Genomic DNA, 22,943 nt, shown 5'->3' with positions numbered 1-22,943 from the left:
TCAGTCTGCGGAACCCTTCTGCCAGGTGCTCCACGGGACCGCCCAGTCACCGTTCTGGTGGATCTGCTGTTCCGGGCCACCGGTGTTCCGGACCTCGACGATGTCTCCGGCCACCGCCTGGTCGAAGTACCAGGCCGCGTCATCGGGGGACAGGTTGAGGCATCCGTGTGAGACGTTGGTGTTGCCCTGCGCCCACATCGACGAGGCGAGAGCGTGGAAGTAGATGCCCTCGTTGGTCAGGCGCACCCCGTGGTCGACCGTCACCCGGTACCCGACGTCGAGCGGCAGACCGTAGGTCGAGGAGTCCATGAGCACCGTGCTGGCCTTGTCGAGGACGGTGTAGACACCCCGCTGGGTCCAGAAGTGCATGCTCACGCCGTTATGGGTCGCCCAGCCGCCCTTGCCCATCGACGTGGGCATCGTCTTGACCAGTTCCTGGTTGTGGAACACCGAGACCGTCTTGGTGTCGTCGTCCGCGATGGCCACCCGCCGGTCACCAATGGTGAAGTCGACCTCCGCGCCCTCTCCACCCCACTGACCGCCGCCGAGGTTCCTGCCCTCAGTGTCCAGATCCACGCTCACGCGGGTCCCGGTCTCGTAGTAGTCCCGGGGCCGCCAGTGCGCGGTGGCGTCGTCGAGCCAGAACCAGTTGCCCTCGACCGCCGGTTCCGTCGTGACCGTCATGTGCTTCTCGACGGTCTCTCTGTCCGCCACGGGCTGATCGAATCTCGCGGCCACGATGATGCCGACGCCGTACTCGCGATCCGACTCCAGAGCGCCACCGCCCGGGGTGACCAGGCTGGGGCTGACGATGGCCTGCGGGGTGGCCATGGTGAAGGTCCGCGAGTCGGTCCGCGGGCCGCCGGTGGCTCCGCGGTAGGTGACATCCAGGGTGTAGGTGCGCCCGTATCCGAGGGTAACAGCGGGTTCCCACGAGGTCGCGTCCTGCGACAGCTCTCCCTCGATCTCCTTGCCCGCGTCGTTGGTCAGCACCACCTCGCTGAGGGAGCCGTTCTCCACCCGGGCGCGGACGCCGTCCAGCACGGCGACGTCCGTGGCGCCGTCCGCCGGGGTGACCTGCAGGGTCGCCGGAACCGGCGCTTCCGAGGTCTCGGTCGGGGTGGTCTCGCCCGCGGACCCGGTGGGCACGGGGATGGTGCATCCGGTCGCGACGAGCACAAGGGCCAGGAGTCCGGCGAGGAGGACGAAGGGCGCCTGAGACGCCGAGGGCGTGAGCGACCCGGACCGGGGCAAGGACATGCGTGACTCCGACGGCATTGCTGGGATCTGCCGGTGAGTACCGGCTTATGGGCACATGATGCACGCACGGTCCGACAGGACGCGAACCCACACGGGCCCCCACGGCGTGTCGTTGTGGAGTTGTGACCGGATCGGGCCGGACGGTGACCGGGAAGTGACCTGCGCCTCACACGACAGTGGGGTGGAGGCGTACAACGGAGGCCATGAGTATCGAACGTCCTGTGACCATCATCGGCGGACACGGCAAGGTGGCGCTCCGCGCGGCCCGGATCCTGGCGGAGGCGGGCGCCGAGGTGTACTCGGTGATCCGGAATCCGGACCAGGCCGACGACATCCGGGAGGTGGGTGCGACCCCCGTCGTCGCGGACGTCGAGACGCTCGACGTCGAGGGCTTGCGGGAGGTGCTCCGCGGCAGCGGTTCCGTCGTGTGGGCCGCCGGAGCGGGTGGCGGAGACGCCGACCGCACCTACGCCGTCGACCGTGACGCCGCGATCCGGTCCATGGACGCCGCCGCGCAGGAGGGGGTCGAGCGCTACGTCATGATCTCCTACGACGGGGCCGGACCCGAGCACGGCGTGCCCGAAGGCGATTCGTTCTACCCCTACGCGCAGGCCAAGGCCGACGCGGACGCCCACCTCCGGGACTCGGAACTGCAGTGGACCATCCTCGGCCCGGGGATGCTCACGGATGACCCCGGTGGGGAGTCGATCGGCGTGGGCGCCGACAAGCGCGAGGACAGGGCCACCAGCCGGGACGTCGTGGCCGCCGTCGCCGCGGCCGTCCTGCGCAGGCCGGACACCATCGGTCGTACCATCGAATTCTCCGACGGCCAGACCCCCATCGGCGAGGCCCTCACCAGGGAGTGAGTAGCGGGGGACCTCGCGGCGTGGCCGAACCGCGGGGCGGGCAGGGGCCCGACCGGTAGGCGGCGCAGTTATCCTCGTCGGGTGCGGATCCTGGTGGGCGGCTCGTGGATCACCGTGTCCTGCGCTCTCCTCACCGCACTGTGGAGCGTCCCCCAGTTCGTCGCGACCGGGACCGTCACGCTCAGCTCGCACCCGTTGTTCGTGGTCCTGTTCCTGTTCCCCTCGCAGATCGGGGTGCCGGTGTGTCTTCTCGTCGCCATGAACTCGGTGCTGCTGCTGTCCCGGGGCCGTCTCGTCACCACCCCGCGTCGACTCCTCGCCGGAGGCCAGATCCTCACGGTCGTGCTGTTGGGCCTCTGCGCGTTGCTCCTGGTCCTGCCCACCACGTTCGGGAGGGAGTTCATCCTCATGGCGCTGGCTTTCCAGGTGGGCCAGGTGGTGGTGGCCGTGGGGCTCGCCCTGCATCTCCATCGACGCCGGAGACTGCGTCGCCACCTCGAGACGGTCGATCCGAGCCCGCCGGCGAACCCCGACACGTGATCCGCCCCCGCCGGTTCCGGCCGGGGCGGGCGGGTGTGCTGACACTATGGGGCCATGCGTGCCATTCACATCTCATCCCATGACGGACCCGCCGCCCTGGAGGTCGTGGACCTCCCCGAACCGGAACCGGGAGCGGTCGTCATCGACGTCCACGCCTCGGGCGTGACCTTCCCCGAGGTCCTCCAGTCCCGCGGGAAGTACCAGATCTCGCCGCCGCTGCCGTTCGTGCCCGGATCGGAGGTGGCAGGTGTGGTCCGCTCCGCCCCCGAGGGGTCGGGATTCGCCGCCGGCGACCGCGTGTGCGCCTTTCCCGGCCTCGGAGGGTTCGCCGAGGTGGTCTCCACCGACCCCGCCCAGGTGTTCCGGCTCCCCGATTCGATGACCTTCGCCCAGGGCGCGTCCATTCCGATGAACGTCCTCACCGTGCACTTCGCGCTGGCGCACCGCGGCCGCCTCCAGCCCGGGGAGACGGTTCTCGTGCACGGCGCGGGTGGCGGCATCGGCATCGCCGCCACCCAGTTCGCCGTGGCGTCCGGTGCTCGCGTGATCGCGGTCGCCTCCTCCGAGGAGAAGCGGGAGTTGGCACTCAGGGCCGGCGCGTCCGACGCCGTCGTCCCCGAGGGGTTCAAGGACGCGGTGAAGGAGCTCACCGGCGGCAAGGGCGTGGACATCGTCGTGGACCCCGTGGGAGGCGACCGGTTCACCGACTCCATCCGGTCCCTGGGGCAGGAGGGGCGGATCCTCGTGATCGGCTTCACGGGCGGTGAGATCCCCACGGTCAAGGTCAACCGCCTGCTGCTCGGCAACAAGAGCGCCGTGGGAGTGGGATGGGGCGAGTACTGGATGAGCAACCCCGGATACCTGCAGAAGCAGTGGGCCGAGGTCGAGCCTCTGTTGGCCGCAGGGAAGCTCGACCCGCTCGTGGGCGTCGAGCTCCCGCTGGACCGGGCCGCCGAGGCACTGGAGCTCATGGACGGCCGTGGCGCGGTGGGCAAGATCGTCCTCACCACCGGGCGCTGAGCGTCCCGCGGTCTCAGGTCGCGAGCCCCTGCAGTCTGCGCCCGGCCTCCGCCAGCACCTCGGGTCGTTTACAGAACGCGAACCGCACCAGATGCGACCACTCGGCGGAGTAGGTATCGGTGAACGGCGCGAACGGAACCGCCGCCACGCCGACCTTCTCGGGCAGTTCCAGGCACCACGACGCGGCGTCGGTGACGCCGAGCGGCCGGGGGTCCGCGGTGAGGAAGTAGGTCCCCTGGGTGACGGCGAGATCCACCCCGAGCCCGGTGAGTATCCCCACGAGTTGGTCCCGCCTGTCCTGCATCTGTACCCGCAGCGCCCGGATCCACTCGTCCTCGTGGCTCAGGGCGTGGGCGACGGCGAGTTGCAGCGGGGTACCGGCGGTGTAGCTCAGGTACTGCTTGGCGGTCCGGACGCCCGCGATCAGTCCGGCCGGACCGGTCACCCACCCGATCTTCCAGCCGGTGCAGTTGAGCATCTTGCCGGCGCTCGAGATCCGCAGGGTGCGCTCGGACATTCCCGGCAGGGTGGCGATGGAGACGTGCTCGTTGTCGTCGTACGTCAGGTGTTCGTAGACCTCGTCCGAGATCGCGATCGCGTCGAACTCGCGGCACAGGGCCGCGATCTGCTCGAGGTCCTCCCGGGGCAGCACCGCACCGGTGGGGTTGTGCGGGGAGTTGACCAGCACGGCCCGGGTCCGCGGGGAGAACGCCGCCCTCAGGGAGTCCACGTCGAGGCGGAAACGGTCGCCCGAACGGACCATCCGCGCGGGGCGCCGGGTGGCACCGGCCATCGCGACGGTGGCGGCGTAGGAGTCGTAGGACGGTTCGATCACCGCCACCTCGTCGTGGGGTTCCACCAGGCCGAGCACCGCACCGGCGATCGCCTCGGTCGCGCCGACCGTCACCAGTACCTCGGTGTCCGGATCGTGAACCAGACCCGTGTGCGCGGTCTCGTGCGCGACGAGCGCGTGGCGGAGCTCGGGCACCCCCGTCCCGGGTGGGTACTGGTTGTGACCCTCCCGCATCGCGCGCACGGCGGCCTCGATCATCGACGGCGGGCCGTCGGTGTCCGGGAAACCCTGTCCCAGGTTGACGGCCCCGTACCGCACCGCGAGTTGGGTGACCTCGGAGAAGATCGTGGTGGCGTGGGGCCGGAGGCGTCGGACGGTCATGGAACGCAGCCTAGGTCGGTCGTCGCCGCCCGATACGATGGGCCACATGACCGAGCACCCCGCCGCCGCATCCGTCCCCGTCGGACCGTGCACTCAGCGCCGTACCGTCCTGGCCGCTCTGCCCGGGATCATCCTGCTGCCGGGGATCGCCTCGGCGTGCGGGATGACCCAACCCGCGGAGCCGGCCTCGACGGTGCAGCAGACGACCGAGGTGCAGGCCAGCACGATGCCCGCCTCGGACGTGCCCGTCGGGACCGCCAAGCAGGTCAAGTCGGGGGACTCCACGGTGATCGTCGCGCAACCCACCGAGGGGGAGTTCGTCGCGTACTCGGCCCGCTGCACCCATCAGGGTGGGACCGTCCAGGTGGTCCGCGACCTGCATCTACGCTGCCCGCTCCACGGCGCGGAGTACGACGCCACCGACGGCAGCAACACCCTCGCGCCGGCCCCGAGGCCGCTCGACGTGGTCCCGGTGACCGAGGCGAACGGCCAGCTGACGATCGGCTGAGCCGGGACCGCGCGCCCCACTCTCGTCGAGAAGAGCGTCTCGCACCCATCGGTCGAGTGAGAATGCGCCGAACGCTCTTATCGATGGCGTGGGTCAGCGGCGCTCCGACCGCCGGGTTGCGGCGTCGCCGCCGGGAGGAGTACAACGGGAACACGTTCTCAGGGCGGGGTGCGATTCCCCACCGGCGGTGATGTCACCGGCCCCATGGCCGGCGGCGAGCCCGCGAGCGCCCCGCACGCGCGGTGCGGCCAGGTGACATGTCCGGCCGGACCACGTTCGCGGGGGTCAGCAGACCCGGTGTGATCCCGGGGCCGACGGTCATAGTCCGGATGGAAGAGAACAACGTGTCCCCGAGGGACCGCGGCCCCGCCGTGGACCCGCGGGCGACGCGGCATAAGCCCTGGGCCGTGGAGTGTCAAGCCCGCGGAAGGGGCACACGATGAGCCTTCTCGTCTCATTTCTCGACGCGCAGTTGGTGATCGGCGGAGTACCGATCCTGTGGCGCGAGATCATCGGCAACGTCTTCGGGTTGGCCGCCGCGATCGGCGGGATGCGCCGGGTGGTGTGGGCCTGGCCGGTGGGGATCGTCGGCAACCTCACTCTGCTCACGGTCTTCCTCGGAGGCGTCTTCCACACCCCGCAGGACGTCGACCTCTACGGTCAGGCCGGTCGCCAGGTCATGTTCCTCGCCGTGGGGGTCTACGGCTGGTGGCGCTGGTCGCGGGACCGGCGGGCCAGCGCGGCCCTGCCGGGGCAGGCGGGGATCGAGGCGGTCGCGGTCCATCCACACTGGGCCACGGGCCGGCAACGGGCCGGGCTCGTCGTCGGGATGATCACCGGCACCCTGGTCTTCGGGTGGGTCTTCTCCGAGCTCGGATCGTGGGGCCCCTGGGCGGACGCATGGATCTTCACCGGTTCGATCCTGGCCACCTATGGCATGGCCCGGGGCTGGACGGAGTTCTGGCTGCTGTGGATCGGCGTCGACATCGTGGGTGTGCCGTTGCTCCTCAAGGCCGGGTACTACCCGTCAGCGGCGTTGTACCTGGTGTACGGGGCGTTCGTGATCTGGGGGTTCGTGGTGTGGTGGCGCGTCGACCTGGCCGACCGGGCGAGGGAGTCCTCTGTGGGGCATCGGTCGGAACCGGCGGCCGTCGCCTGACGGTCAGCGAGACTCCGACGCGATGCGCGCGGTTCCCGCCTCAGGTGTCCCGCGCGTCGCACTCCGCGGCCGCACCGAGGCCACGACGATCAACGACAACGCCGCGAGCGCGAAGCCGAGGCCACGGAAGTCGATCCACGCGAACACCAGGCCCGAGACCAGGCCGCCCGCCGCGCCGGAGAGCGCCACCGCCACGTCGGCCTGGCCCTGGACGGTGGCGCGGACCGAGAGGGGCACGGACGTGGTGAGGACCGTGGTCCCGGCGACCAGGCCGAGGCTCCATCCGAGCCCGAGGAGGATCAGCGCCGTGGTGACCAGCACGGTCGACTGCGGCGGGGAGACCGCGGCGAGGACACCGGAGGTCAGCAGCACCAGGCCCGCTGAGACGGCCACGAGGCGCGTGCCGAACCTGTCCACCAGGTAACCGGACAGCGGGGCGGGTAGGAACATCGCCGCCACGTGAAGGGAGATCACCAGCCCCACCACGGTCACCGCGTGATCGTGCGCGCGCATGTGGACCGGGGTCATGGTCATGAGCCCGACCATGACGAACTGCGTCAGGGCCATCACCGCCACCCCGGTGAGCACGTCCCCGGTCCAGATGCGGGAGGGCGCGGCCGGCTCGGCGGGGGAGGCGAAGGCGACAGGGGCCGGTGACGGGGACGACGACGAGGCGGTCGCCGAGTCCGGCGCCGCCGTCGCCCGCCGACGCGCCTCGAGCAACGGATCGGGACGCAGCAGCAGCGAGATGACCAGTGCGGCGCCGCCGTAGGCCACCGCGGCGAGCAGGAACGGTCCGGACAACGGCAGCAGCCCCAGTGACTCGGCGACGGCTCCCGTCGGCCCCACGAGGTTGGGCCCCGCGACGGCCCCCGCGGTGGTGCCGAGGAGCACGTATGACAGTGCCCGCCCGCGGTGCTCGGGGGTGGCCAGGTCTGCACCGGCGTAGCGGGCCTGGAGGTTGGTGGCGGTGCCCGAGCCGTAGACGACGAACGACAGGAAGAGCAGCGGAAGGGAGTCGACGGCCGTCGCGACCACGATGCCGATCGCTCCGAGCGCGCCGAACGCGAAGCCCGTCGCCAGCCCGGGGCGCCGGCCCCGCGCCTGGGACAGTCTCCCCACGGCGATCGCCGCGAGCGCGGACCCGCCGGTGAACAACGCCGACGGCAGGCCGGACAGGCCGGGCCCGCCGAGCAGGTCCTCGGCGAGTAGCGCACCGACGGTCACCCCGGCGGCGAGACCCGCGCCGGCGAGCAGCTGCGCGAGAACCAGGATGGTCACTACCCGCCGCTGCACTCGATCGTCGCCCCGGCCTGCCCGGTTCATCTGTCGACCCAGGATCGTGCGTGCAGGAGCACGTCGATCGCGGTCGCCTTCCCGGCCGGCCGCAGGTCGTGGCGCAGCGAGACCACCTCGAGTCCCCGGGCGCCGAGGGCCAGATCGGCGATCCCGGGGAGCACGGTCGGGTCCTGCGGACCGCCGACGCCGCGACGCAGGTTCTCCGCGGCGTGTCCGAGATAGACGAGATGACCACCGGGCCGCAGCCACCCGCCGGCGTTGCCCAGGACTCGGACCAGGCTGTCCATGTCGAGGTGGAGGAACCCGATGACGACGAGGTCCACCGACTCCTCCGGCTCCCAGGTGGTGGCGTCCCCGACCACCCAGTCGACGCTGCCGGTACGGCCGTCATCGGAGTCCTTGGCGCGGGCCTGGTCGATCGCGACCTCGGAGAAGTCGACGGCCGAGACCCGCCATCCGTGGGCGGCCAGCCACCGCGCATGCCGTCCGTCGCCACACGCCAGGTCCACCGCGGTGTCCACGGGCAGGCCGGCGTCCTCGGCGCCGGTCACCTCCGCGACGATGCGGGCCGCGGGGGTGGTGCCCCACACGTCTGGCTGGGCGAGGTATCGGGCGTTCCATTCGGAGGCGTCCACGTGCGGCGGTCCTTTCCGTACTGCGTCTGCTCGGTTCTACTTCTACTGGGTCGGGGCGTACCCGGGTGATCCCACCGGGGGGGGGTGGCGCGCCTCACGGGCGTCGGAGCCACCGCAGATGTTCGGTGTCGCCCTGCAGCTCCAGTCTCCTCCACAGGACACTGCCCGGGACGGCCTGACTCGGGTGACAGTCCACCGCGGCCTGTTGCGCCGTGCGGTCGACGGTCAGCGCCAGGTCGATCTCCCCGCCGCGCCGGCCGAGAAATCCGGCGTACCCCTCGGAGGCGAGGGTGGCGCAGATCTCGTCCGGGAGGGCCCACGCCAGTACGGGAAGTCCGTGCCGGTCGCCCGCCCGGACGGCGGCCGCGGTGGCCGCCACGTGGTCCGGGTGGCCGCTGATGCCGGTGGAGTCGAAGACGACGAGACCGTCGGGCCGGGTCTGTTCCAGTGCGCGCTCGACATCGCCGTCGAGGACGGTCGGCCGGACGGTCGCCACACCGCCGTCGGGGTGACCCAGCAGGGTGACCCGTCGGACCCCGAGGGCATCGGCGGCGGCCCGCAGCTCGATCTCGCGGACCAGTGACAGGTCGCCCTCGACGCCGTGGAGGGTCGACGCCTCGCCTCTGGTCAGGCAGAGGACGTCCACGAGCGCGCCTGCCCCGGCGAAGGTCGAGAGCACCGCGCCGAGACCGAAGGACTCGTCGTCGGGGTGCGCGACCACGGCCAGGACCGCCGCCCACCCCGGCAGTCCGCTCGTCTTCTCCATGGTCCGAGCCCTCCCCTCGTCGTCGACGCGAAATACGGTTCCGGGCCGTTTGATACCCGGTACCGTATCTTCTCATGGAGGCCTCCCACGATCGGATCGATGTCTCGCTCTTCGCCCGTGTGTGGGTGATGGTTAGCCCCGTCCTCGAGCGTGTCGGGCTCGCGACGTCCCGCCGGCGCCTGGTCTCCGGTCTGTCGGGAACGGTGGTGGAGGTGGGCGCGGGCAGCGGGGTCACCTTCGAGCACTATCCGCCCGAGGTCGCCAGGGTCGTGGCGGTCGAGCCGGACCCTCACCTGCGCGCGCACGCGCGGCGGTACGCGGCACGTGCGCGGGTCCACGTCGATGTCGTGGACGCCGTGGCCGAAGCCCTCCCGCTGGCCGACGGCGAGGCCGACGCCGTGGTGTTCGGACTCGTCCTGTGTACCGTCCCGGATGTCCCGGCGGCCCTGGCCGAGGCCCGCCGTGTCCTGGCTCCCGGCGGCGAGCTGCGTCTCCTCGAGCACGTCCGGGCCGAAGGCCGGCTGGGTCGACTGGCCGACCGGATCGCCCCGGTGTGGAGCAGGCTCGGCGGGGGATGCCACCCGAACCGGGACACCGGTCAGACGCTCTCCGAGGCCGGGTTCGACGTCTCCGGGCTCAGGACCCGATCGTTCCCACCGGTGCTCCCGCTGACGCCGATCCTCAGCGGTTCGGCGCGGCGCCGGTAACGGTGCGGCCGGGCACCGCACACGCGCCGTCCGCGCATGGACGGGCGCGCCAGCGATAGAGCACGGCCCCGGCGAGCAACACCAGTGAGAGTGCGGCCAGCCACGGCTGGAGTGGTGCCCACACCCCGAGCGCGCCGCTGGTCCCCAGCATGAGCAGCACGATCTTGTTGCATACCGGGCATGCCACCGCGAACCACGCCGTGGCGACCCCTGCGGTCACCAGGGCGGGCCGCTCGGGCCGGTCACCGCCGAGCCGGGAGGGGGTGCCCGCCTCGCGGGCGGACCTGATGCCGAACCAGGCCGCGGTGAGCAGGACGGTGGCGGCGAGGACCGGGTACTCCCACCAGCGCACGGGGACCTCGCGGCCGAACACCGGATTGGGGATGATGACCGTGGGGATCCCGATCAGCAGTAGCGTCCCCACGGCGGCGACCGCTGACCGCATCGGCGCGAACACAGTGGGGTCGGTGGGCTCCGCGAGGTCGCTCGGCGTGGGGCCGGTTGATTCGGGATCGGTCGCTGCGGCGGGGGGAGGCGTGCTCATGTCACCATGGTCACCATACCGGCGGGGTATCCGCCACCCGCCCTGGACAATCGACACGGAGGGGGCCGTCCGATGGCTCGTACGCTGCCCGGGCTCGGCGAACTCGAGACCGTTGTCCTCTACTAGCGGTGGGACGAGTGTGACGGTCCTGTCGCATCTGTACGACACTGGTGCGGTGTCGCGCGAGAAGATGTGGCGGGGATGCCGGATCAGGAACCGGCCCGGAGCTGAGCCCGCATCTCGCGCATCGGGGGCCGTTCACCGGGGGAGACGTCGACGGTCTCGGCGTGGAACCCGCCTCCGACGGGGTCGCGCCTGTGCAGGGTGAGCGTGTCGCCGGGTGCGTGGGTGTCCGGTGCCCGACCGTGGCGCCGCAGGCGACTGAGTATGGCGAGATGCTGGTGCATCGCCATCACCGCCAGCGCCGAATCGGGGGAGTGCCGGTGGGTGCGCCGACCGAGATCCACCTGCGCGAGCGCGTCCAGGCCGAACGACTCGAACAGGTCCACCAGGATGCCGATGTCCACCCCGTACGCGCCGGCGAACGGGATGGATTCGAGAGCGCGACGGGTCCCGGCGTACTCGCCGGCCAGGGGCTGCACGAACCCCGCGAGCGCGGGCCAGTGGGTGGCCAGCAGTGGCCGGGCGACGAGTTCGGTCACCCGTCCGCCGCCCGCCGGCAGGACGGTCCGCCCGTCGTCGAGTGGACGCTCGTAGGCGCCCTTGCTGAACACCACTCCGGGGTCGGTGAGCAGCGGTCCCAGCAGTCCGACCGCGAAGGCGGGGTCGAAGTCGCGCAGGTCGGAATCGAGGAAGGCGACGAACTCCCCGTCGGTGGCGGCGAGGGATTTCCACAGCGCCTCGCCCTTCCCGGGCACATCTCCCAGCGCGGGCAGCACGTCGCCCTGCGCCACCACCCGCGCTCCGGCGGCACGGGCCACGTCCGCCGTGCGGTCCGCGCTGTGCGAGTCGATCACCACCACCTCGTCGACGAGTGGAACCCGCTCGACCAGCTCGGAATGGAGCGCGGCGACGATCACGCCGACCGTCGACTCCTCGTTCCGGGCCGGGAGCACGACGGACACCCGCCGGCCGGCCTTGGCTGCCACCAGATCCTCGGCGCGGAAGTCACCTGACCGGTAGGTGCGTCGCGCCGACCAGTCGCGGACGGGGTCGACCCGGTCCGCGAGGGGGGTACGCGCGTTCTCGCTCACCTCCGCGATCCTGCCAGAGGTATCCGCCGAGCCGCCGCCGTGGGACGGGCCCGTTCACCCGGGTGTGCCACGATGCACACCATGGACTTCTCTCCCTCGCCCCGTGCTGCCGAGCTCACCGCGGCGGTGCGCGGGTTCATCGACACGCAGATCGCTCCGCTCGAGCCGGGAATCCACGCCGACATCGCCCGCCGGCGGCTGGCCGGCGAGGATCCGTGGGCGGTCGATCCCCGGATCACCGAGCTGCAGGCCAGGGCGCGCGAGGAGGGACTGTGGAACCTCTTCCTGCCCGCCGGCCACGAGGGCCCCTACGCGGAGCGGTACGGCACCCACGGGGGGGCCGGCCTGACCAACTCCGACTACGCGCCCGTCGCCGAGGAGATGGGGAGGTCGTTCATCGCGCCCCTGGTGTTCAACTGCAACGCCCCGGACACCGGCAACATGGAGGTGCTGCTCAAGTACGGCTCGCAGGAGCAGAAGGACCGCTGGCTCGACCCGCTCCTGGACGGGACGATCCGCAGCGCCTTCCTCATGACCGAGCCGGAGGTGGCCTCCTCCGACGCCTCCAACATGGCGGCCACCGCGCGGGTCGAGGGCGACGAGGTGGTGCTGGACGGCCGCAAGTGGTGGTCCACCGGGGTCGGCCACCCGGACTGCCGGGTCGGCATCTTCATGGGGGTCTCGGATCCGGACGCCCACCGGTACCTGCGGCACTCGATGGTCCTGGTGCCCATGGACGCCCCCGGGGTGCGCGTCGAGCGCATGCTCACCGCGCAGGGCGTCTACGACGAGCCGCTCGGCCACGGTGAGGTCTCCCTCGACGGCGTGCGTCTGCCCGTGGAGAACATCATCGCCGGTCCGGGCAAGGCCGCCGAGATCGCCCAGGGCCGGCTCGGACCCGGACGCGTCCACCACTGCATGCGGCTCATCGGGCTGTCGGAGATGGCGCTCGACCTGGCCTGCCGCCGCGCCTCGGGCCGCGTGGCCTTCGGCAAACCCGTCGTCAACCTCGGCGGGAACCGGGAGCGGCTCGCCGAGGCCCGGATCGCCATCGACCAGGCCCGCCTGCTGGTCCAGCACGCGGCCTGGAAGCTCGACACCGAGGGGCAGGCGGCCGTGGAGGTCAGCGCCATCAAGGCCGCCGTGCCGAAGATGGCCCAGAAGGTGATCGACATGTCGCTCCAACTCCACGGCGGCGGCGGGATGAGTGACGATTTCCCGCTCGCCGGCGCGTACGCGACCGCACGCTCGCTGAGACTGGCCGACGGCCCCGACGAGGTCCACCTGGGTGTGGTCGCCCGGGCGATGCTCGCGCCGTATCGCGACGCGGCCGCATCCGCTACAGAAGCAGAGAAGAGCCGATGAGCCGGCCGCACGGGGCGGCCCCGCTGAGCCGCCGGATCCCCGGCGCGGGCGCGGTCCGGGACGAGGACGTGTTCGACGTGGAGGCGGTCGCGGCGTGGTTGCGTTCCGTCACCCCGGAGGACCCGACGGTCCTGGCGGGGGTGGATCTGGGTGACGACGACGAGCCGGTCCTCCCCGAGGTCAGCCAGTTCTCCGGAGGCGCGTCGAACCTCACCTACGTGCTGCGCTATCCCGGAGTGGACCTGGTGCTGCGCCGCCCGCCGCCCGGCACCAAGGCCCGTGGTGCCCACGACATGAAGCGCGAATACCGCGTCCAGACGGCGCTCCGCCCGGTGTACCCGCTGGTCCCGCGGATGGTGGGGTTCTGCGGCGACCAATCGGTGATCGGGTCCGATTTCTACGTGATGGAGCGCCTCGAGGGCACGATCCTCCGCAAGGACATTCCCCGGGAGCTCCGCGCGGACAGGGCCACCATCCGGCGACTGTCCGAGCGCGCGGTCGACGCCCTGGTGGATCTGCACGCCGTCGACGTCCGTGCCGCCGGCCTGGACGACCTCGACCGCGGCGAGGGATACGTGCGCAGGCAGGTCGAGGGCTGGTCGGCCCGTTACCGCCGCGCGCGGACCCCCGACGTGCCCGATTTCACCCCGGTGATGAAGTGGCTGTCCGCCAACCAACCCGAGGACGTGGGCCACTGCCTGGTCCACAACGATTTCCGCTTCGACAACCTGGTCCTCGATCCCGGAGACCTCACCCGCGTCATCGGCGTCCTGGACTGGGAGATGGCCACCGTCGGCGACCCGCTCATGGACCTGGGTGGAGCCCTGGCCTACTGGGTCGAGGACGGGGACGGCCCGGTGTTCAAGGCCTTCCGCCGCCAACCGACCCACACGCGCGGGATGTTGACCCGCTGGGAGGTCGTGGAGCGCTACGCCGAGAGGTCGGGGCTGGAGATCAGCCGGGACGACTGGCGGTTCTACGAGGTCTTCGGTCTGTTCCGCCTGGCGGTGATCGCGCAGCAGATCAACCACCGCTACTTCCACGGGCAGACGACGAACCCGGCGTTCCGCGCGTTCCGACCCGCGGTCGGATTCCTCGAGCAGCGTTGCCTTCGCATCATCCGGACCGGGGAGGGGCGACTCACGCCCGCCCGACTGGGCCCGCGCGACGTGATACCGGAGGCGCTCGCCGTCCCCAGAGTCGTGGTGCCGTTGCTCAAGGGCGGGGTGCACGACACACGCCAGAAGATCGGCGAGATCCTCGGCGGTCTGCCGGGGGCGGGGAAGCGCACGTGAAGGGCAGTGGTCTCTGATGGGGGCCATCCATCTGGTCCGGCACGGCCAGGCCTCCTTCGGAAGCGGTGACTACGACCGGCTCTCCGAGACCGGCCACCTCCAGGCTGAGCTCACCGGCCGGGACATGGCGGCCCGCGGGCTGCGGCCCGACGTGGTCATCCACGGTGGGCTCCGGCGTCAACGCGAGACCGCGCAGGGACTGGTGAGAGGCCTGCGAGCCGCGCTGCAGGAGGACCCGTGCTACGGCCCGCGAGCGGGCGCCGGGTGGGACTGCCCGGTCGAGTCCGACGACCGCTGGGCCGAGTACGACGCCGACGAGGTGCTCACCGCGGCCCGGGCCGCCGGGGTGAGTGCCGGTCGCGGCACCCTCGATTCGGCGGGCTCCTCGGACGAGGCCAAGCAGGCGTTCCAACGTCAGCTCGACGCCGCGCTCGGGCACTGGGCCGGGCTCGAGGCGTTCGAGACCTACCGGGCGGCCGCGAACGCGGCGATCGCGGACGCGGCGACGCGGTCCGGGTCCGGGCGCACGACGGTGGTGGTGAGCTCAGCGGGGACGATCTCGCTGGCGGTCGCGGGCCTGTTGGCCGACCCGGAGGGCGTCGTGGGGTTGTGGACTCGCCTGCAACGCGTGACCGTCAACACGGGGGTGGCCCGCGTCGTGGTGGGTCGCGGCGGGATGACCTGCATCGCGGTCAACGAGCACCAGCACCTGGAGCGGGCCGCCGGGCCGGAGGACCCGCGGGGTCTGATCACCCTGAGGTGACGAAAAGGCGGCGCCAGCCGCCGTAACGTACGTCTGTGGCGGCCGGACCCGGTGGCCGTCCCACTGTCAGGAGAGCCACGATGCCCACATTCCAGCGCGGTCACACGACCATCGCCTATACCGACACCGGCGTCCCCGCCGGACGGGAGGACGCACCCGTGGTGTTCTTCGCCCACGGTCTCCTCTTCTCTGGGTGGATGTTCCAGCACCAGATCGCTCACCTGCGCGACAGGTACCGGTGCGTGAGCATCGACTTCCGCGGGCAGGGTGACTCGCCCCGCGCGCTCGGCGGCTACGACATGGACACGCTGACCGTGGACGTCTCCGAGCTCCTCCGGCACCTGCAGATCCCCGTGGTGAACTTCGTCGGCCTGTCCATGGGCGGCTTCGTGGGGATGCGGCTCGCTGCCCGCAACCCCGAGGTAGTCCACTCGCTCACGCTCCTCGATTCCGCGGCCACCGCGGAGGAGCCGGCCAACCGCAGCAAGTACAAGACACTGTCCACGGTGTACCGACTCGCGGGCATCAGACCCCTGCGGTCACGGGTGGCCCCGATCATGCTCGCGGACCGCAACCTTTCGGCCCCGTGGGTCGACGAGTGGATGGCGATGCTCGAACGCACCGACCGCGCCGGCCTGGTCCGGGCCATCAACTCGGTGGCAGACCGTGACCCGTGTGAGGACGAGGCCATCCGGATCATCGCCCCGACGCTGGTCGTGGTGGGTGCGGAGGACGCCGCCACGCCGCCCGACAAGTCGCGCCGGATAGCCGATCTCATCGCCGACACGAGGTTCCACGAGATCCCCGGTGCGGGGCATTCGCCGACGATGGAACGGCCGGACGAGGTCAACGCCATCCTTGAGGCGTTCCTCTCCGAATACAACGCGTGAGGGCGAGGGAGACGATGCGGGTTCGGAGCACGGTGGGGGAGACGCCCGCGCCCACCGGAGGCTGGGTGCGGGTCCTGACGGGCAGGCTCACAGCCTGGATGATCCTCGCGGCCGTCCTGCTCGTCTCCGGCGCCGTCTTCGCGCTCGCGTCCTCCGAGGGCGCGTCCGAGGCTCCCCAGACGTTGCCGGACACCTCCGAGGCCGCCCTCGTCTCCCAGGTCCAGCAGGAGTTCCCCGACGCCGGCTCGGTGCCGGCCGTGCTGGTGGTCACCAGGCAGGACGGCGGTGTGCTCGGTCCGGAGGGGACCGCGGCCGCGGTGGGAGCGGGTGAGCGGATGGCGGAGGTCGTCGGCGCCGCGCCCCAGGGGCCGATCCCGTCCGAGGACGGGGCCGCCGCGCTGGTCGTGGTGCCGGTCGACGTCGAGTCGATCTCCAACGAGCAGGGCAGTGAGCTGGTCCGCGACATGCGTGCCGCGGTCGCCGAGGGCCTGGATCCCGGCCTGGAGGCACAGCTAACCGGCGGGCCCGCCTTCGCGGCCGACACCGCCGCCGCCTTCGAGGGCGCGGACTTCCGGCTGCTGGCCGCGACCGCGACCGTCGTCGCGGTGCTCCTGATCATCACCTACCGCTCACCGGTCCTCTGGCTCGTTCCGCTCGTCGTGATCGCGGTCGCCGACCGGGTCGCCTCCCTGTTGGTATCGACGGTCGGCGAGGCACTCGGCGTGACCGTCGACGGGTCCACCTCCGGCATCGTCTCCGTCCTGGTGTTCGGAGCGGGCACCAACTACGCGTTGCTGTTGGTCTCCAGGTACCGCGAGGAGCTGCGGAGGACCGAGAACCGTCGCCAAGCGTTGGGCGATGCGTACCGCGGGGCGGTCCCCGCGATCGTCGCCAGCAACATCACCGTGGTCCTGGCCCTGCTCACGCTGTTGCTGGCGACCCTGCCCAACTACCGTTCGCTCGGCCTCTCGGCGGCCGTCGGTCTGCTCGTCGCCCTGGCGTACGCCCTCGTGGCGCTCCCGGCCGCCCTGGCCGTGTGCGGCCGTGGCCTGTTCTGGCCCTTCGTCCCCCGGCCGGGGCGCGACACCGGGCGCGTGACCGCGGACTCCAGCGCGCGCCGGCGTCTGACCGTCCCGACGACCCCCGAGGGCTTCCGCGAGGACGTGCCGTCCGGTGTCTGGGGCCGCATCGCCTCCGGAGTGGTCACCCGCCCGGCGCGGGTCCTCATCTCGTGCGTGTTGATCCTGGTCATCCTCGCGTTCGGGCTGCTGGGCACCCGGATCGGCCTGAGTCAGACCGAGCAGTTCCGCACGCCGTCCGAGGCGGTGGCCGGCCTGGAGACGGCCGCAGAGCACTTCCCGGCCGGCGTCACCGATCCTGTCACCGTTCTCACCCGGACCGGCACCGAAGCGGATGTCCTTGAGGCCGTGCAGGGGGTCGAGGGTGTCGTGTCCGCGGTTCCGGCCGGGGAATCGGATACCGGGTGGAGCCGCATCACCGTGACCCTGGACGCCGCCCCGGCGACCGACCGGTCCGAGGACAGTGTGGTGGCCTTGCGCTCCGCGGTCGACGAGGTGCCGGGGTCCGAGGCGATCGTCGGTGGTCCGGTGGCCGAGGCCGTCGACACCTCCGACGGCAACCTGCGCGACCTCGCGCTGATCGCGCCACTCATCCTCTTGGTGGTGTTCGTCGTCCTGACGCTGGCGTTGCGGGCGCTGATCGCCCCGTTGCTCCTGTTGGGCGCGACGGTGCTGTCGTCGCTCGCGGCACTCGGCCTCGGAACCTTCGTCACCACCCAGATCCTCGGTTTCCCCGGGCTGGACGTGTCGGTCCCGCTGTACAGCTTCCTGTTCCTGGTGGCCCTCGGTGTGGACTACTCGGTCTTCCTCGTCATCCGGGCCCGGGAGGAGGCGGCCACGCACTCCACTCGCGAGGCCATGGTCCGGGCCGTGGCCCTCACCGGCGGCGTGATCACCTCCGCCGGAATAGTCCTGGCCTCGGTCTTCGTGGTCTTGGGCGTGCTGCCGCTCATCGTGCTCACCCAGGTGGGTGTGATCGTGGCCCTCGGCGTCCTGCTGGACACCTTCGTCGTGAGGACCCTCGTGGTGCCGGCTCTGTTCACCCTGGTGGGGGAGCGGGTCTGGTGGCCGGGCGATCCCCGGCGCGGTGTCACGCCCGCCGGAGAGGCCGACCCCGACGGCTCGGACGGCTCCGCCACCTCCGTCGCAGACGACTCCGCTCCAGCCAGCACCGCCGACACGAAGGAGTTCCACCCATGACCACCTCGCGCCGTTCCCGGTTCCGCCTCCTCGCCACCGCCCTCGCCGTGGTCCCGCTCATGGCCGCCGGTCTCGGGGCCGCCCCCGTCGCCGGGGCCCAGGACCTCACCGACGGGGGCCGCCTCGGAGGGGGCTCCTCGCAACTACAGCTGCCCGAGGGTAGTGCGGTCGGGTCGATCGGCGGCCCCGAGCTGCAGCAGGTCGGATACGTCGACCCCGACAGGTTCGTGGGCACGTGGTACCAGGTCGCCGCGATCCCGCAGCCGTACACGCTGCAGTGCACCAACGACACCACCGCCGAGTACGCACGGATCTCCCCCGACACCCTCTCGGTGCGCAACTCCTGCGGATCGGCCCTCAGCTCCGATTCGGTGATCGAGGGCGAGGCGACGATCCGCGACACCGCCACCAACGCCTCCCTGCGCGTGAACTTCCCGCAGGTGCCGTTCCAGGACGAGAACGGGCCGGTCAACTACCGGATCACCTACCTCGCGGACGATTACTCGCTGGCGATCGTCGGCGACCCGAGCCGGTCCTCCGGGTTCGTGCTGAGCCGCGGACCCGCTCTCGACGCGGCGCAGTGGTCCACCGTGCGTGACGTCGTCGACGCGCGTGGTTGGTGGTCGTGTGCGTTCCTGACCGTTCCCATGGCCGGCGGGCGGGGCGACGTCACCCCGCTGTGCCTGCTGCCCTGAGAGCGGGTCCCATGAGTACCGATCTCCGCTGCACGATCCGGGCCGGGGCGGACGAGGCGTGGGATTACTTCGCCTCTCCGGGAGCCTTCCTCCGGCTCTCCCCGCCGTTCATGCCGCTGCGCCCGGTGAGCCAGGCCGATTCCCTGCGGGACGGCGAGGCGGTGCTCGAGCCGAGGTCCGCTCTTCCCGGGCCCCTCGGGGTGCGGTTCGGCCCGCGCTGGATCGCCCGGCACGACCCTGCGGGGTACGTCGAGGGCGAGCGGTTCGTGGACCGCTGCGTCTCCCAGCCCTACGCGGGACTGACCGGATGGGTCCACGAGCACACCGTCACCCCTGGCCCGGACGGCACCAGCGTGCTGGGCGACCGGGTCGACGCCCGCGTGCCGGGCCCCCTGCTCTCCCCGGTCTTCGCCTACCGATACCGCCAGATGGCCCTCGACCTCGACCGGGTCCGGCGCTTCTCCCAAGCGGGCGGACCGCGGACCCTGACCGTCGCGGTCACCGGCGCGTCGGGCCTGGTGGGCACCGCCCTGTGCGCCTTTCTCGGCGTCGCCGGTCACCGGGTGATCAGGCTCGTCAGGGGCGCGGCGAGCGGGGCCGACGAACGCCGGTGGGACACCGATGACCCGGATCCGACACTCCTCGACGGCGTGGACGTGCTGGTCCACCTGGCCGGTGCGTCCATCGCGGGCCGGTTCACCGACCGGCACCTGGCCGCGGTCCGCGACAGCCGGATCGGTCCTACCCGCAGACTCGCCGAGCTCGTCGCCGCGCGGGACGGTGCCACGGCGATGGTGTCCTCCTCCGCCATCGGCTACTACGGCGCCGACTGCGGTGACCGGACCCTCACCGAGGAGACCGGTCCGGGTTCCGGGCCCCTGGCAGAGATCGTGGCCGAGTGGGAGGCGGCCTGCGAGCCCGCCCGCCGATCCCACGCCCGCGTGGTCACCATCCGCACCGGCCTCGTCCTGTCCGGCGCGGGCGGCCTGCTGCCTCCTCTGGCCGCCATCACCCGGACGGGCCTCGGCGGGCGATTGGGTTCGGGGCGGCAGTGGATGTCCTGGATCGCGCTCGACGACCTCACCGACATCTACCTCCGTGCCGTCGTCGACCCTGCACTGGTCGGAACCTTCAACGCCGTGGCACCGCAGCCGGTCACCAATGCGCAGTTCACCCGTGTCCTGGGGTCGGTGCTGCGCCGTCCCACCGTGGTGCCGGTCCCCGGGTTCGCGCCCGGCCTGCTGCTGGGCAGTCGCGGGTCGGACGAGCTCGCGCTGGCGGACCAGAGGGTCGACCCGGTGGTGCTGCGCCATCTCGACCACTCGTTCCGCTATCCCGCCCTCGGGGCCGCGCTGGCCCATGAACTGGGCGGGGAGAAGGTGCCCACCTCGCTCTGACGCAGGCCCTCAGCGCTGCAGGATCATCGGGACCAGGACCCGCCGCGCCAGCTCCCGGATCTCCTCCTCGGTCTCGAGGACCGGCGGTCCGTCCGGCATCACCGCGATGGAGTGGAGGAAGCGACCGACGACGCTCCCGACCTCACGGGACAGGGTGTCGAACTCGTCCGCGTCCATCGGGCGGGTGTGGACATCGGCGTTCCAGGTGCTCCGGATGAACTCGGCGACGATCTCGGTGATGGCATCGAGGACCGAGTCGGATTGTCCGGCGAGCATCGCCATGGCCTCGAGTTTGTCCACCTCGACGATGCGCTGGAGGATCTCGCTTCTCCGGATGTCGAAGACGGTGCCGACGAGAAGGTCCTCGACGTGTCTGACGGGGTCCCACTCGAGGGACTCGAACGGGGTGAACCGTGCGATGACCGACATCATCAGGCGCTGCGCCTCATGGGCGTACAGGGCACGCAGGATCTGTTCGCGTGGACCGAGCCGGCGATACAGGGTCACCCTCGTGACCCCGGCCGCCCGGGCGATGTCGTCGGTGCTCGCGCCCTTGATGCCACGCTCCGCGATGACCGAGGCCGCCGCCTCGATCAGGCGGATGTCCTCGTCATCGGGTGGCTGGGCGCCACCGCGTCCACTGTTACGTGCCACATGGGCATGTTACTTCCAGTGGTCGTGGCGGCGCCCGGAACCCGGCCGGATCCGTTCAGGGACGGTCGCGACCGGTCTCGTCGATCGGGTATCCGCCCTGGTGCAGATCGGTGTCGAGCCCCGCGGCGGGGTCGATGCCGGTGGGCTGACCCGGCTGCGCCCCCTGCGGGCCGGACAGGGCGGGCGTGTCGTCGGGAGCAGCCCCGCCCTCGGACTCCGGCACCATGTCGAACACGCCGGGCTTGGGCTTGGCCTTGCGCGGCTCCTCGTCCATGACCGAGGTCGTCCCCTTGGCGGCGGCCTCCGCGGCGGCCACGGAGCGGGCGATCTCCGGGTCGGTGGACGTGTCGAACCACTCGTCGGGCGCGGACGGCAGATCCGCATCCGTGTCCACGTCGGCGGGCTCGTAGCGGAACACGCCGTCGTCGTCCTTCTTGGCCACGGCCTTGGCGAAGTTCTCCAGCGAATCGCCGAACTGCGACGGGATCATCCACATCGTCGCGGCATCGCCCTTGGCCATCTCCGGCAGGTTCTGCACGTACTGGTAGGCGAGCATCTCGGGGGTGGGCTTCGAGGCCTTGACCGCCGCGTTGACGCGGGCGATGGCCGCGGCCTGACCCTCGGCCACGAGGTACCGGGCAGCCCGCTCACCCTGGGCACGCAGCATCCGCGACTGGCGGTCGGCCTCGGCGGACAGGATCGCGGCCTGCTTGTTGCCCTCGGCGTCGAGGATGGCGGCCTGCTTGGCGCCCTGCGCGGTGGTGATCGCGGCTTCGCGCTGGCCCTCGGCGGTGAGGATGGTCGCGCGCTTCTCGCGGTCCGCACGCATCTGCTTCTCCATCGAGTCCTGGATGGAGGGCGGCGGATCGATCGACCGCAGCTCGACCCGGGCCACCCGCAGGCCCCACCGGCCGGTCTCCGAGTCCAACACCCCGCGCAGCTGCTTGTTGATCATGTCGCGGCTGGTCAGGGTCTGCTCGAGGGTCAGGCCGCCCACGACGTTGCGCAGGGTGGTGGTGGCGAGCTGCTCCACGGCGATGATGTAGTTGTTGATCTCGTAGACCGCCGACTTCGGGTCGGTGACCTGGAAGTAGACGACAGTGTCGATGCTCAGCGTCAGGTTGTCCTCGGTGATCATCGACTGGGGCGGGAAGGTCACGACCCGCTCGCGCAGGTCCACCTTGGCGCGCACGCGGTCGATGAACGGGATGATCAGCGTGAGCTGACCGCTCGCGGTCCGCTGATATCGCCCGAGCCGCTCGATGACCGCGGCCTCCGCCTGCGGGATGAGCTTCACGGAACTCACCACCACCGAGGCGATCAGGATGACGATGACGGCGAGGAAGATCAAGCCTTCCATGGTTCCCTCCAATTGTGTCGTGCTGTCGGCTGTGTGTCTGACCCGCGTGCTCTAGATTCCACGCACGACGATCGCCGTGGCTCCGTCGATCTCATGCACGAGGACCTTGTCCCCGGCGTCGAACGTCTCGCCTTCGATGAGCGGGCGCGCCGTCCACGTATCACCGGCGATCTCCACCAGGCCGCCGGACGGCCCGATCGACTCGACCACGGTGCCGTCGCGTCCGGTCAGCGCAGCGGTATTGGTGTCGTGCTCGGGGAGCGCGGCCAGCATGCGGCGGCGGACGACGGGGCGGACACCCGCGACGAGGATGATCGAGACGAGTGCGAACGCCAGGGCCTGTCCCCACAGCGGGGCGCCGAGCGCGGCCGCTGCCGCGCCACCGAGCGCGCCTCCGGCGAGCATGATGAGGAAGAGTTCGCCCCCCGCCGCCTCACCGGCGGCGAGCAACACCGCTACTGCGAGCCAGACAAGTCCTCCATGCATGCCTACGACCCTACCGACATCCGCCGTTCCGCAGGTGGGACCACGACTCGTGGGCGGACTACGCTGA

General features: G+C 71.3%; 23 protein-coding genes and 1 riboswitch. Of the genes, 13 read left to right on the top strand and 10 right to left on the bottom strand.

Translation table 11 applies throughout. From position 1 onward, the window contains the following. The gene (locus tag CEY15_RS12475) at window positions 1–1,260 is read right to left on the bottom strand and encodes a L,D-transpeptidase (protein ID WP_095718713.1); all 1,260 of its coding nucleotides are present in this window, start codon (window positions 1,258–1,260) and stop codon (window positions 1–3) included. Between the two features lie 203 nt (window positions 1,261–1,463). On the opposite strand from CEY15_RS12475, the gene CEY15_RS12470 reads away from it, so the two are divergent. From CEY15_RS12470 to CEY15_RS12460, 3 genes are all read left to right on the top strand, one after another. Beyond that, on the top strand, window positions 1,464–2,126 hold the full coding sequence (locus CEY15_RS12470) for an NAD(P)H-binding protein (protein ID WP_095718712.1): 663 nt from the start codon (window positions 1,464–1,466) through the stop codon (window positions 2,124–2,126). Window positions 2,127–2,207: 81 nt separating this feature from the next. Continuing rightward, window positions 2,208–2,666, top strand: coding sequence for a hypothetical protein (locus CEY15_RS12465; protein ID WP_095718711.1), 459 nt, complete (start codon window positions 2,208–2,210; stop codon window positions 2,664–2,666). Window positions 2,667–2,720: 54 nt separating this feature from the next. Continuing rightward, window positions 2,721–3,686 carry an NADPH:quinone oxidoreductase family protein gene (locus tag CEY15_RS12460; protein ID WP_095718710.1) on the top strand — a complete coding sequence of 322 codons (966 nt, stop codon included), beginning with the start codon at window positions 2,721–2,723 and terminating at the stop codon, window positions 3,684–3,686. A gap of 13 nt (window positions 3,687–3,699) precedes the next feature. Here CEY15_RS12460 and CEY15_RS12455 read toward each other — a convergent pair whose 3' ends face one another. Further along, on the bottom strand, window positions 3,700–4,860 hold the full coding sequence (locus CEY15_RS12455; protein WP_095718709.1) for a pyridoxal phosphate-dependent aminotransferase: 1,161 nt from the start codon (window positions 4,858–4,860) through the stop codon (window positions 3,700–3,702). 46 nt (window positions 4,861–4,906) lie between these two features. Here CEY15_RS12455 and CEY15_RS12450 point away from each other — a divergent pair, with 46 nt between their 5' ends. Together CEY15_RS12450 and CEY15_RS12445 are read left to right on the top strand one after the other, a co-directional pair. Beyond that, window positions 4,907–5,368: a Rieske (2Fe-2S) protein gene (locus tag CEY15_RS12450; protein WP_017837425.1), complete on the top strand. Its 462-nt coding sequence runs from the start codon at window positions 4,907–4,909 to the stop codon at window positions 5,366–5,368. 150 nt (window positions 5,369–5,518) lie between these two features. Beyond that, window positions 5,519–5,713: riboswitch (FMN riboswitch) on the top strand. A gap of 94 nt (window positions 5,714–5,807) precedes the next feature. Then, window positions 5,808–6,527 carry a nicotinamide mononucleotide transporter family protein gene (locus CEY15_RS12445; RefSeq protein ID WP_095718708.1) on the top strand — a complete coding sequence of 240 codons (720 nt, stop codon included), beginning with the start codon at window positions 5,808–5,810 and terminating at the stop codon, window positions 6,525–6,527. A gap of 3 nt (window positions 6,528–6,530) precedes the next feature. On the opposite strand, the gene CEY15_RS12440 is transcribed toward CEY15_RS12445, so the two are convergent. The 3 genes from CEY15_RS12440 to CEY15_RS12430 all read right to left on the bottom strand — a co-directional run bounded on the left by CEY15_RS12440 (window position 6,531) and on the right by CEY15_RS12430 (window position 9,227). Next, window positions 6,531–7,853, bottom strand: coding sequence for an MFS transporter (locus CEY15_RS12440; protein ID WP_095718707.1), 1,323 nt, complete (start codon window positions 7,851–7,853; stop codon window positions 6,531–6,533). After that, window positions 7,850–8,461: a class I SAM-dependent methyltransferase gene (locus tag CEY15_RS12435; protein WP_095718706.1), complete on the bottom strand. Its 612-nt coding sequence runs from the start codon at window positions 8,459–8,461 to the stop codon at window positions 7,850–7,852. The genes CEY15_RS12440 and CEY15_RS12435 overlap by 4 nt, the downstream gene beginning before the upstream one ends. Before the next feature lie 94 nt (window positions 8,462–8,555). Next, a complete protein-coding gene (locus CEY15_RS12430; RefSeq protein WP_095718705.1) occupies window positions 8,556–9,227 on the bottom strand; it encodes a PIG-L family deacetylase in 672 nt (223 codons plus the stop codon). 74 nt (window positions 9,228–9,301) lie between these two features. Here CEY15_RS12430 and CEY15_RS12425 point away from each other — a divergent pair, with 74 nt between their 5' ends. Next, window positions 9,302–9,934, top strand: a complete 633-nt coding sequence (locus CEY15_RS12425; protein ID WP_095718704.1) for a class I SAM-dependent methyltransferase — start codon at window positions 9,302–9,304, stop codon at window positions 9,932–9,934. On the opposite strand, the gene CEY15_RS12420 is transcribed toward CEY15_RS12425, so the two are convergent. Both CEY15_RS12420 and CEY15_RS12415 read right to left on the bottom strand, forming a co-directional pair. Then, on the bottom strand, window positions 9,909–10,478 hold the full coding sequence (locus CEY15_RS12420; protein WP_342744907.1) for a hypothetical protein: 570 nt from the start codon (window positions 10,476–10,478) through the stop codon (window positions 9,909–9,911). The genes CEY15_RS12425 and CEY15_RS12420 overlap by 26 nt on opposite strands. A 209-nt stretch (window positions 10,479–10,687) precedes the next feature. Next, entirely contained in the window at window positions 10,688–11,692 is a 1,005-nt protein-coding gene (locus CEY15_RS12415) for a glucosyl-3-phosphoglycerate synthase (RefSeq protein WP_095718703.1), read from the bottom strand. A gap of 81 nt (window positions 11,693–11,773) precedes the next feature. On the opposite strand from CEY15_RS12415, the gene CEY15_RS12410 reads away from it, so the two are divergent. The 7 genes from CEY15_RS12410 (at window position 11,774) to CEY15_RS12380 (ending at window position 20,376) form a co-directional block, all read left to right on the top strand. Continuing rightward, window positions 11,774–13,057, top strand: a complete 1,284-nt coding sequence (locus tag CEY15_RS12410) for an acyl-CoA dehydrogenase family protein (protein ID WP_095718702.1) — start codon at window positions 11,774–11,776, stop codon at window positions 13,055–13,057. After that, on the top strand, window positions 13,054–14,352 hold the full coding sequence (locus CEY15_RS12405) for a phosphotransferase family protein (RefSeq protein ID WP_095718701.1): 1,299 nt from the start codon (window positions 13,054–13,056) through the stop codon (window positions 14,350–14,352). Before CEY15_RS12410 ends, CEY15_RS12405 begins: the two co-directional genes overlap by 4 nt. Window positions 14,353–14,368: 16 nt before the next feature. Beyond that, window positions 14,369–15,115, top strand: coding sequence for a histidine phosphatase family protein (locus tag CEY15_RS12400; RefSeq protein ID WP_095718700.1), 747 nt, complete (start codon window positions 14,369–14,371; stop codon window positions 15,113–15,115). A gap of 80 nt (window positions 15,116–15,195) precedes the next feature. Then, a complete protein-coding gene (locus CEY15_RS12395; protein WP_095718699.1) occupies window positions 15,196–16,005 on the top strand; it encodes an alpha/beta fold hydrolase in 810 nt (269 codons plus the stop codon). Between the two features lie 14 nt (window positions 16,006–16,019). Then, a complete protein-coding gene (locus CEY15_RS12390; RefSeq protein ID WP_245847605.1) occupies window positions 16,020–18,284 on the top strand; it encodes an MMPL family transporter in 2,265 nt (754 codons plus the stop codon). Next, the gene (locus CEY15_RS12385; protein WP_095718697.1) at window positions 18,281–18,979 is read left to right on the top strand and encodes a lipocalin family protein; all 699 of its coding nucleotides are present in this window, start codon (window positions 18,281–18,283) and stop codon (window positions 18,977–18,979) included. Before CEY15_RS12390 ends, CEY15_RS12385 begins: the two co-directional genes overlap by 4 nt. An 11-nt stretch (window positions 18,980–18,990) precedes the next feature. After that, complete coding sequence (locus CEY15_RS12380; RefSeq protein WP_095718696.1) at window positions 18,991–20,376, top strand: TIGR01777 family oxidoreductase; 1,386 nt, start codon at window positions 18,991–18,993, stop codon at window positions 20,374–20,376. Window positions 20,377–20,385: 9 nt separating this feature from the next. Here CEY15_RS12380 and CEY15_RS12375 read toward each other — a convergent pair whose 3' ends face one another. The 3 genes from CEY15_RS12375 to CEY15_RS12365 are packed head-to-tail and all read right to left on the bottom strand — an operon-like array spanning window position 20,386 to window position 22,876. Further along, window positions 20,386–21,030 (bottom strand): TetR/AcrR family transcriptional regulator, encoded by a 645-nt coding sequence (locus tag CEY15_RS12375; RefSeq protein WP_095718695.1) that lies wholly within the window; start codon window positions 21,028–21,030, stop codon window positions 20,386–20,388. A gap of 55 nt (window positions 21,031–21,085) precedes the next feature. Beyond that, window positions 21,086–22,390, bottom strand: a complete 1,305-nt coding sequence (locus CEY15_RS12370; protein WP_017837439.1) for an SPFH domain-containing protein — start codon at window positions 22,388–22,390, stop codon at window positions 21,086–21,088. A gap of 51 nt (window positions 22,391–22,441) precedes the next feature. Further along, window positions 22,442–22,876, bottom strand: a complete 435-nt coding sequence (locus CEY15_RS12365; protein WP_031264989.1) for an NfeD family protein — start codon at window positions 22,874–22,876, stop codon at window positions 22,442–22,444. Between the last annotated feature and the right edge of the window lie 67 nt (window positions 22,877–22,943).

The organism is Dietzia natronolimnaea (assembly GCF_002289575.1).
In the GTDB taxonomy this organism is placed as follows: Bacteria; Actinomycetota; Actinomycetes; order Mycobacteriales; family Mycobacteriaceae; genus Dietzia; species Dietzia natronolimnaea_A.
This window is presented reverse-complemented; position numbering and strand designations above follow the sequence as displayed.

Excerpts from the sequence above, each read along its gene's own strand:
- CEY15_RS12475 (WP_095718713.1), bottom strand. The coding sequence starts at position 1,260 with ATGTCCTTGCCCCGGTCCGGGTCGCTCACGCCCTCGGCGTCTCAGGCG.
- CEY15_RS12470 (WP_095718712.1), top strand. The coding sequence starts at position 1,464 with ATGAGTATCGAACGTCCTGTGACCATCATCGGCGGACACGGCAAGGTG.
- CEY15_RS12460 (WP_095718710.1), top strand. The coding sequence starts at position 2,721 with ATGCGTGCCATTCACATCTCATCCCATGACGGACCCGCCGCCCTGGAG.
- CEY15_RS12455 (WP_095718709.1), bottom strand. The coding sequence starts at position 4,860 with ATGACCGTCCGACGCCTCCGGCCCCACGCCACCACGATCTTCTCCGAG.
- CEY15_RS12450 (WP_017837425.1), top strand. The coding sequence starts at position 4,907 with ATGACCGAGCACCCCGCCGCCGCATCCGTCCCCGTCGGACCGTGCACT.
- CEY15_RS12445 (WP_095718708.1), top strand. The coding sequence starts at position 5,808 with ATGAGCCTTCTCGTCTCATTTCTCGACGCGCAGTTGGTGATCGGCGGA.
- CEY15_RS12440 (WP_095718707.1), bottom strand. The coding sequence starts at position 7,853 with ATGAACCGGGCAGGCCGGGGCGACGATCGAGTGCAGCGGCGGGTAGTG.
- CEY15_RS12430 (WP_095718705.1), bottom strand. The coding sequence starts at position 9,227 with ATGGAGAAGACGAGCGGACTGCCGGGGTGGGCGGCGGTCCTGGCCGTG.
- CEY15_RS12425 (WP_095718704.1), top strand. The coding sequence starts at position 9,302 with ATGGAGGCCTCCCACGATCGGATCGATGTCTCGCTCTTCGCCCGTGTG.
- CEY15_RS12420 (WP_342744907.1), bottom strand. The coding sequence starts at position 10,478 with ATGAGCACGCCTCCCCCCGCCGCAGCGACCGATCCCGAATCAACCGGC.
- CEY15_RS12410 (WP_095718702.1), top strand. The coding sequence starts at position 11,774 with ATGGACTTCTCTCCCTCGCCCCGTGCTGCCGAGCTCACCGCGGCGGTG.
- CEY15_RS12405 (WP_095718701.1), top strand. The coding sequence starts at position 13,054 with ATGAGCCGGCCGCACGGGGCGGCCCCGCTGAGCCGCCGGATCCCCGGC.
- CEY15_RS12400 (WP_095718700.1), top strand. The coding sequence starts at position 14,369 with ATGGGGGCCATCCATCTGGTCCGGCACGGCCAGGCCTCCTTCGGAAGC.
- CEY15_RS12395 (WP_095718699.1), top strand. The coding sequence starts at position 15,196 with ATGCCCACATTCCAGCGCGGTCACACGACCATCGCCTATACCGACACC.
- CEY15_RS12390 (WP_245847605.1), top strand. The coding sequence starts at position 16,020 with ATGCGGGTTCGGAGCACGGTGGGGGAGACGCCCGCGCCCACCGGAGGC.
- CEY15_RS12385 (WP_095718697.1), top strand. The coding sequence starts at position 18,281 with ATGACCACCTCGCGCCGTTCCCGGTTCCGCCTCCTCGCCACCGCCCTC.
- CEY15_RS12380 (WP_095718696.1), top strand. The coding sequence starts at position 18,991 with ATGAGTACCGATCTCCGCTGCACGATCCGGGCCGGGGCGGACGAGGCG.
- CEY15_RS12370 (WP_017837439.1), bottom strand. The coding sequence starts at position 22,390 with ATGGAAGGCTTGATCTTCCTCGCCGTCATCGTCATCCTGATCGCCTCG.
- CEY15_RS12365 (WP_031264989.1), bottom strand. The coding sequence starts at position 22,876 with ATGCATGGAGGACTTGTCTGGCTCGCAGTAGCGGTGTTGCTCGCCGCC.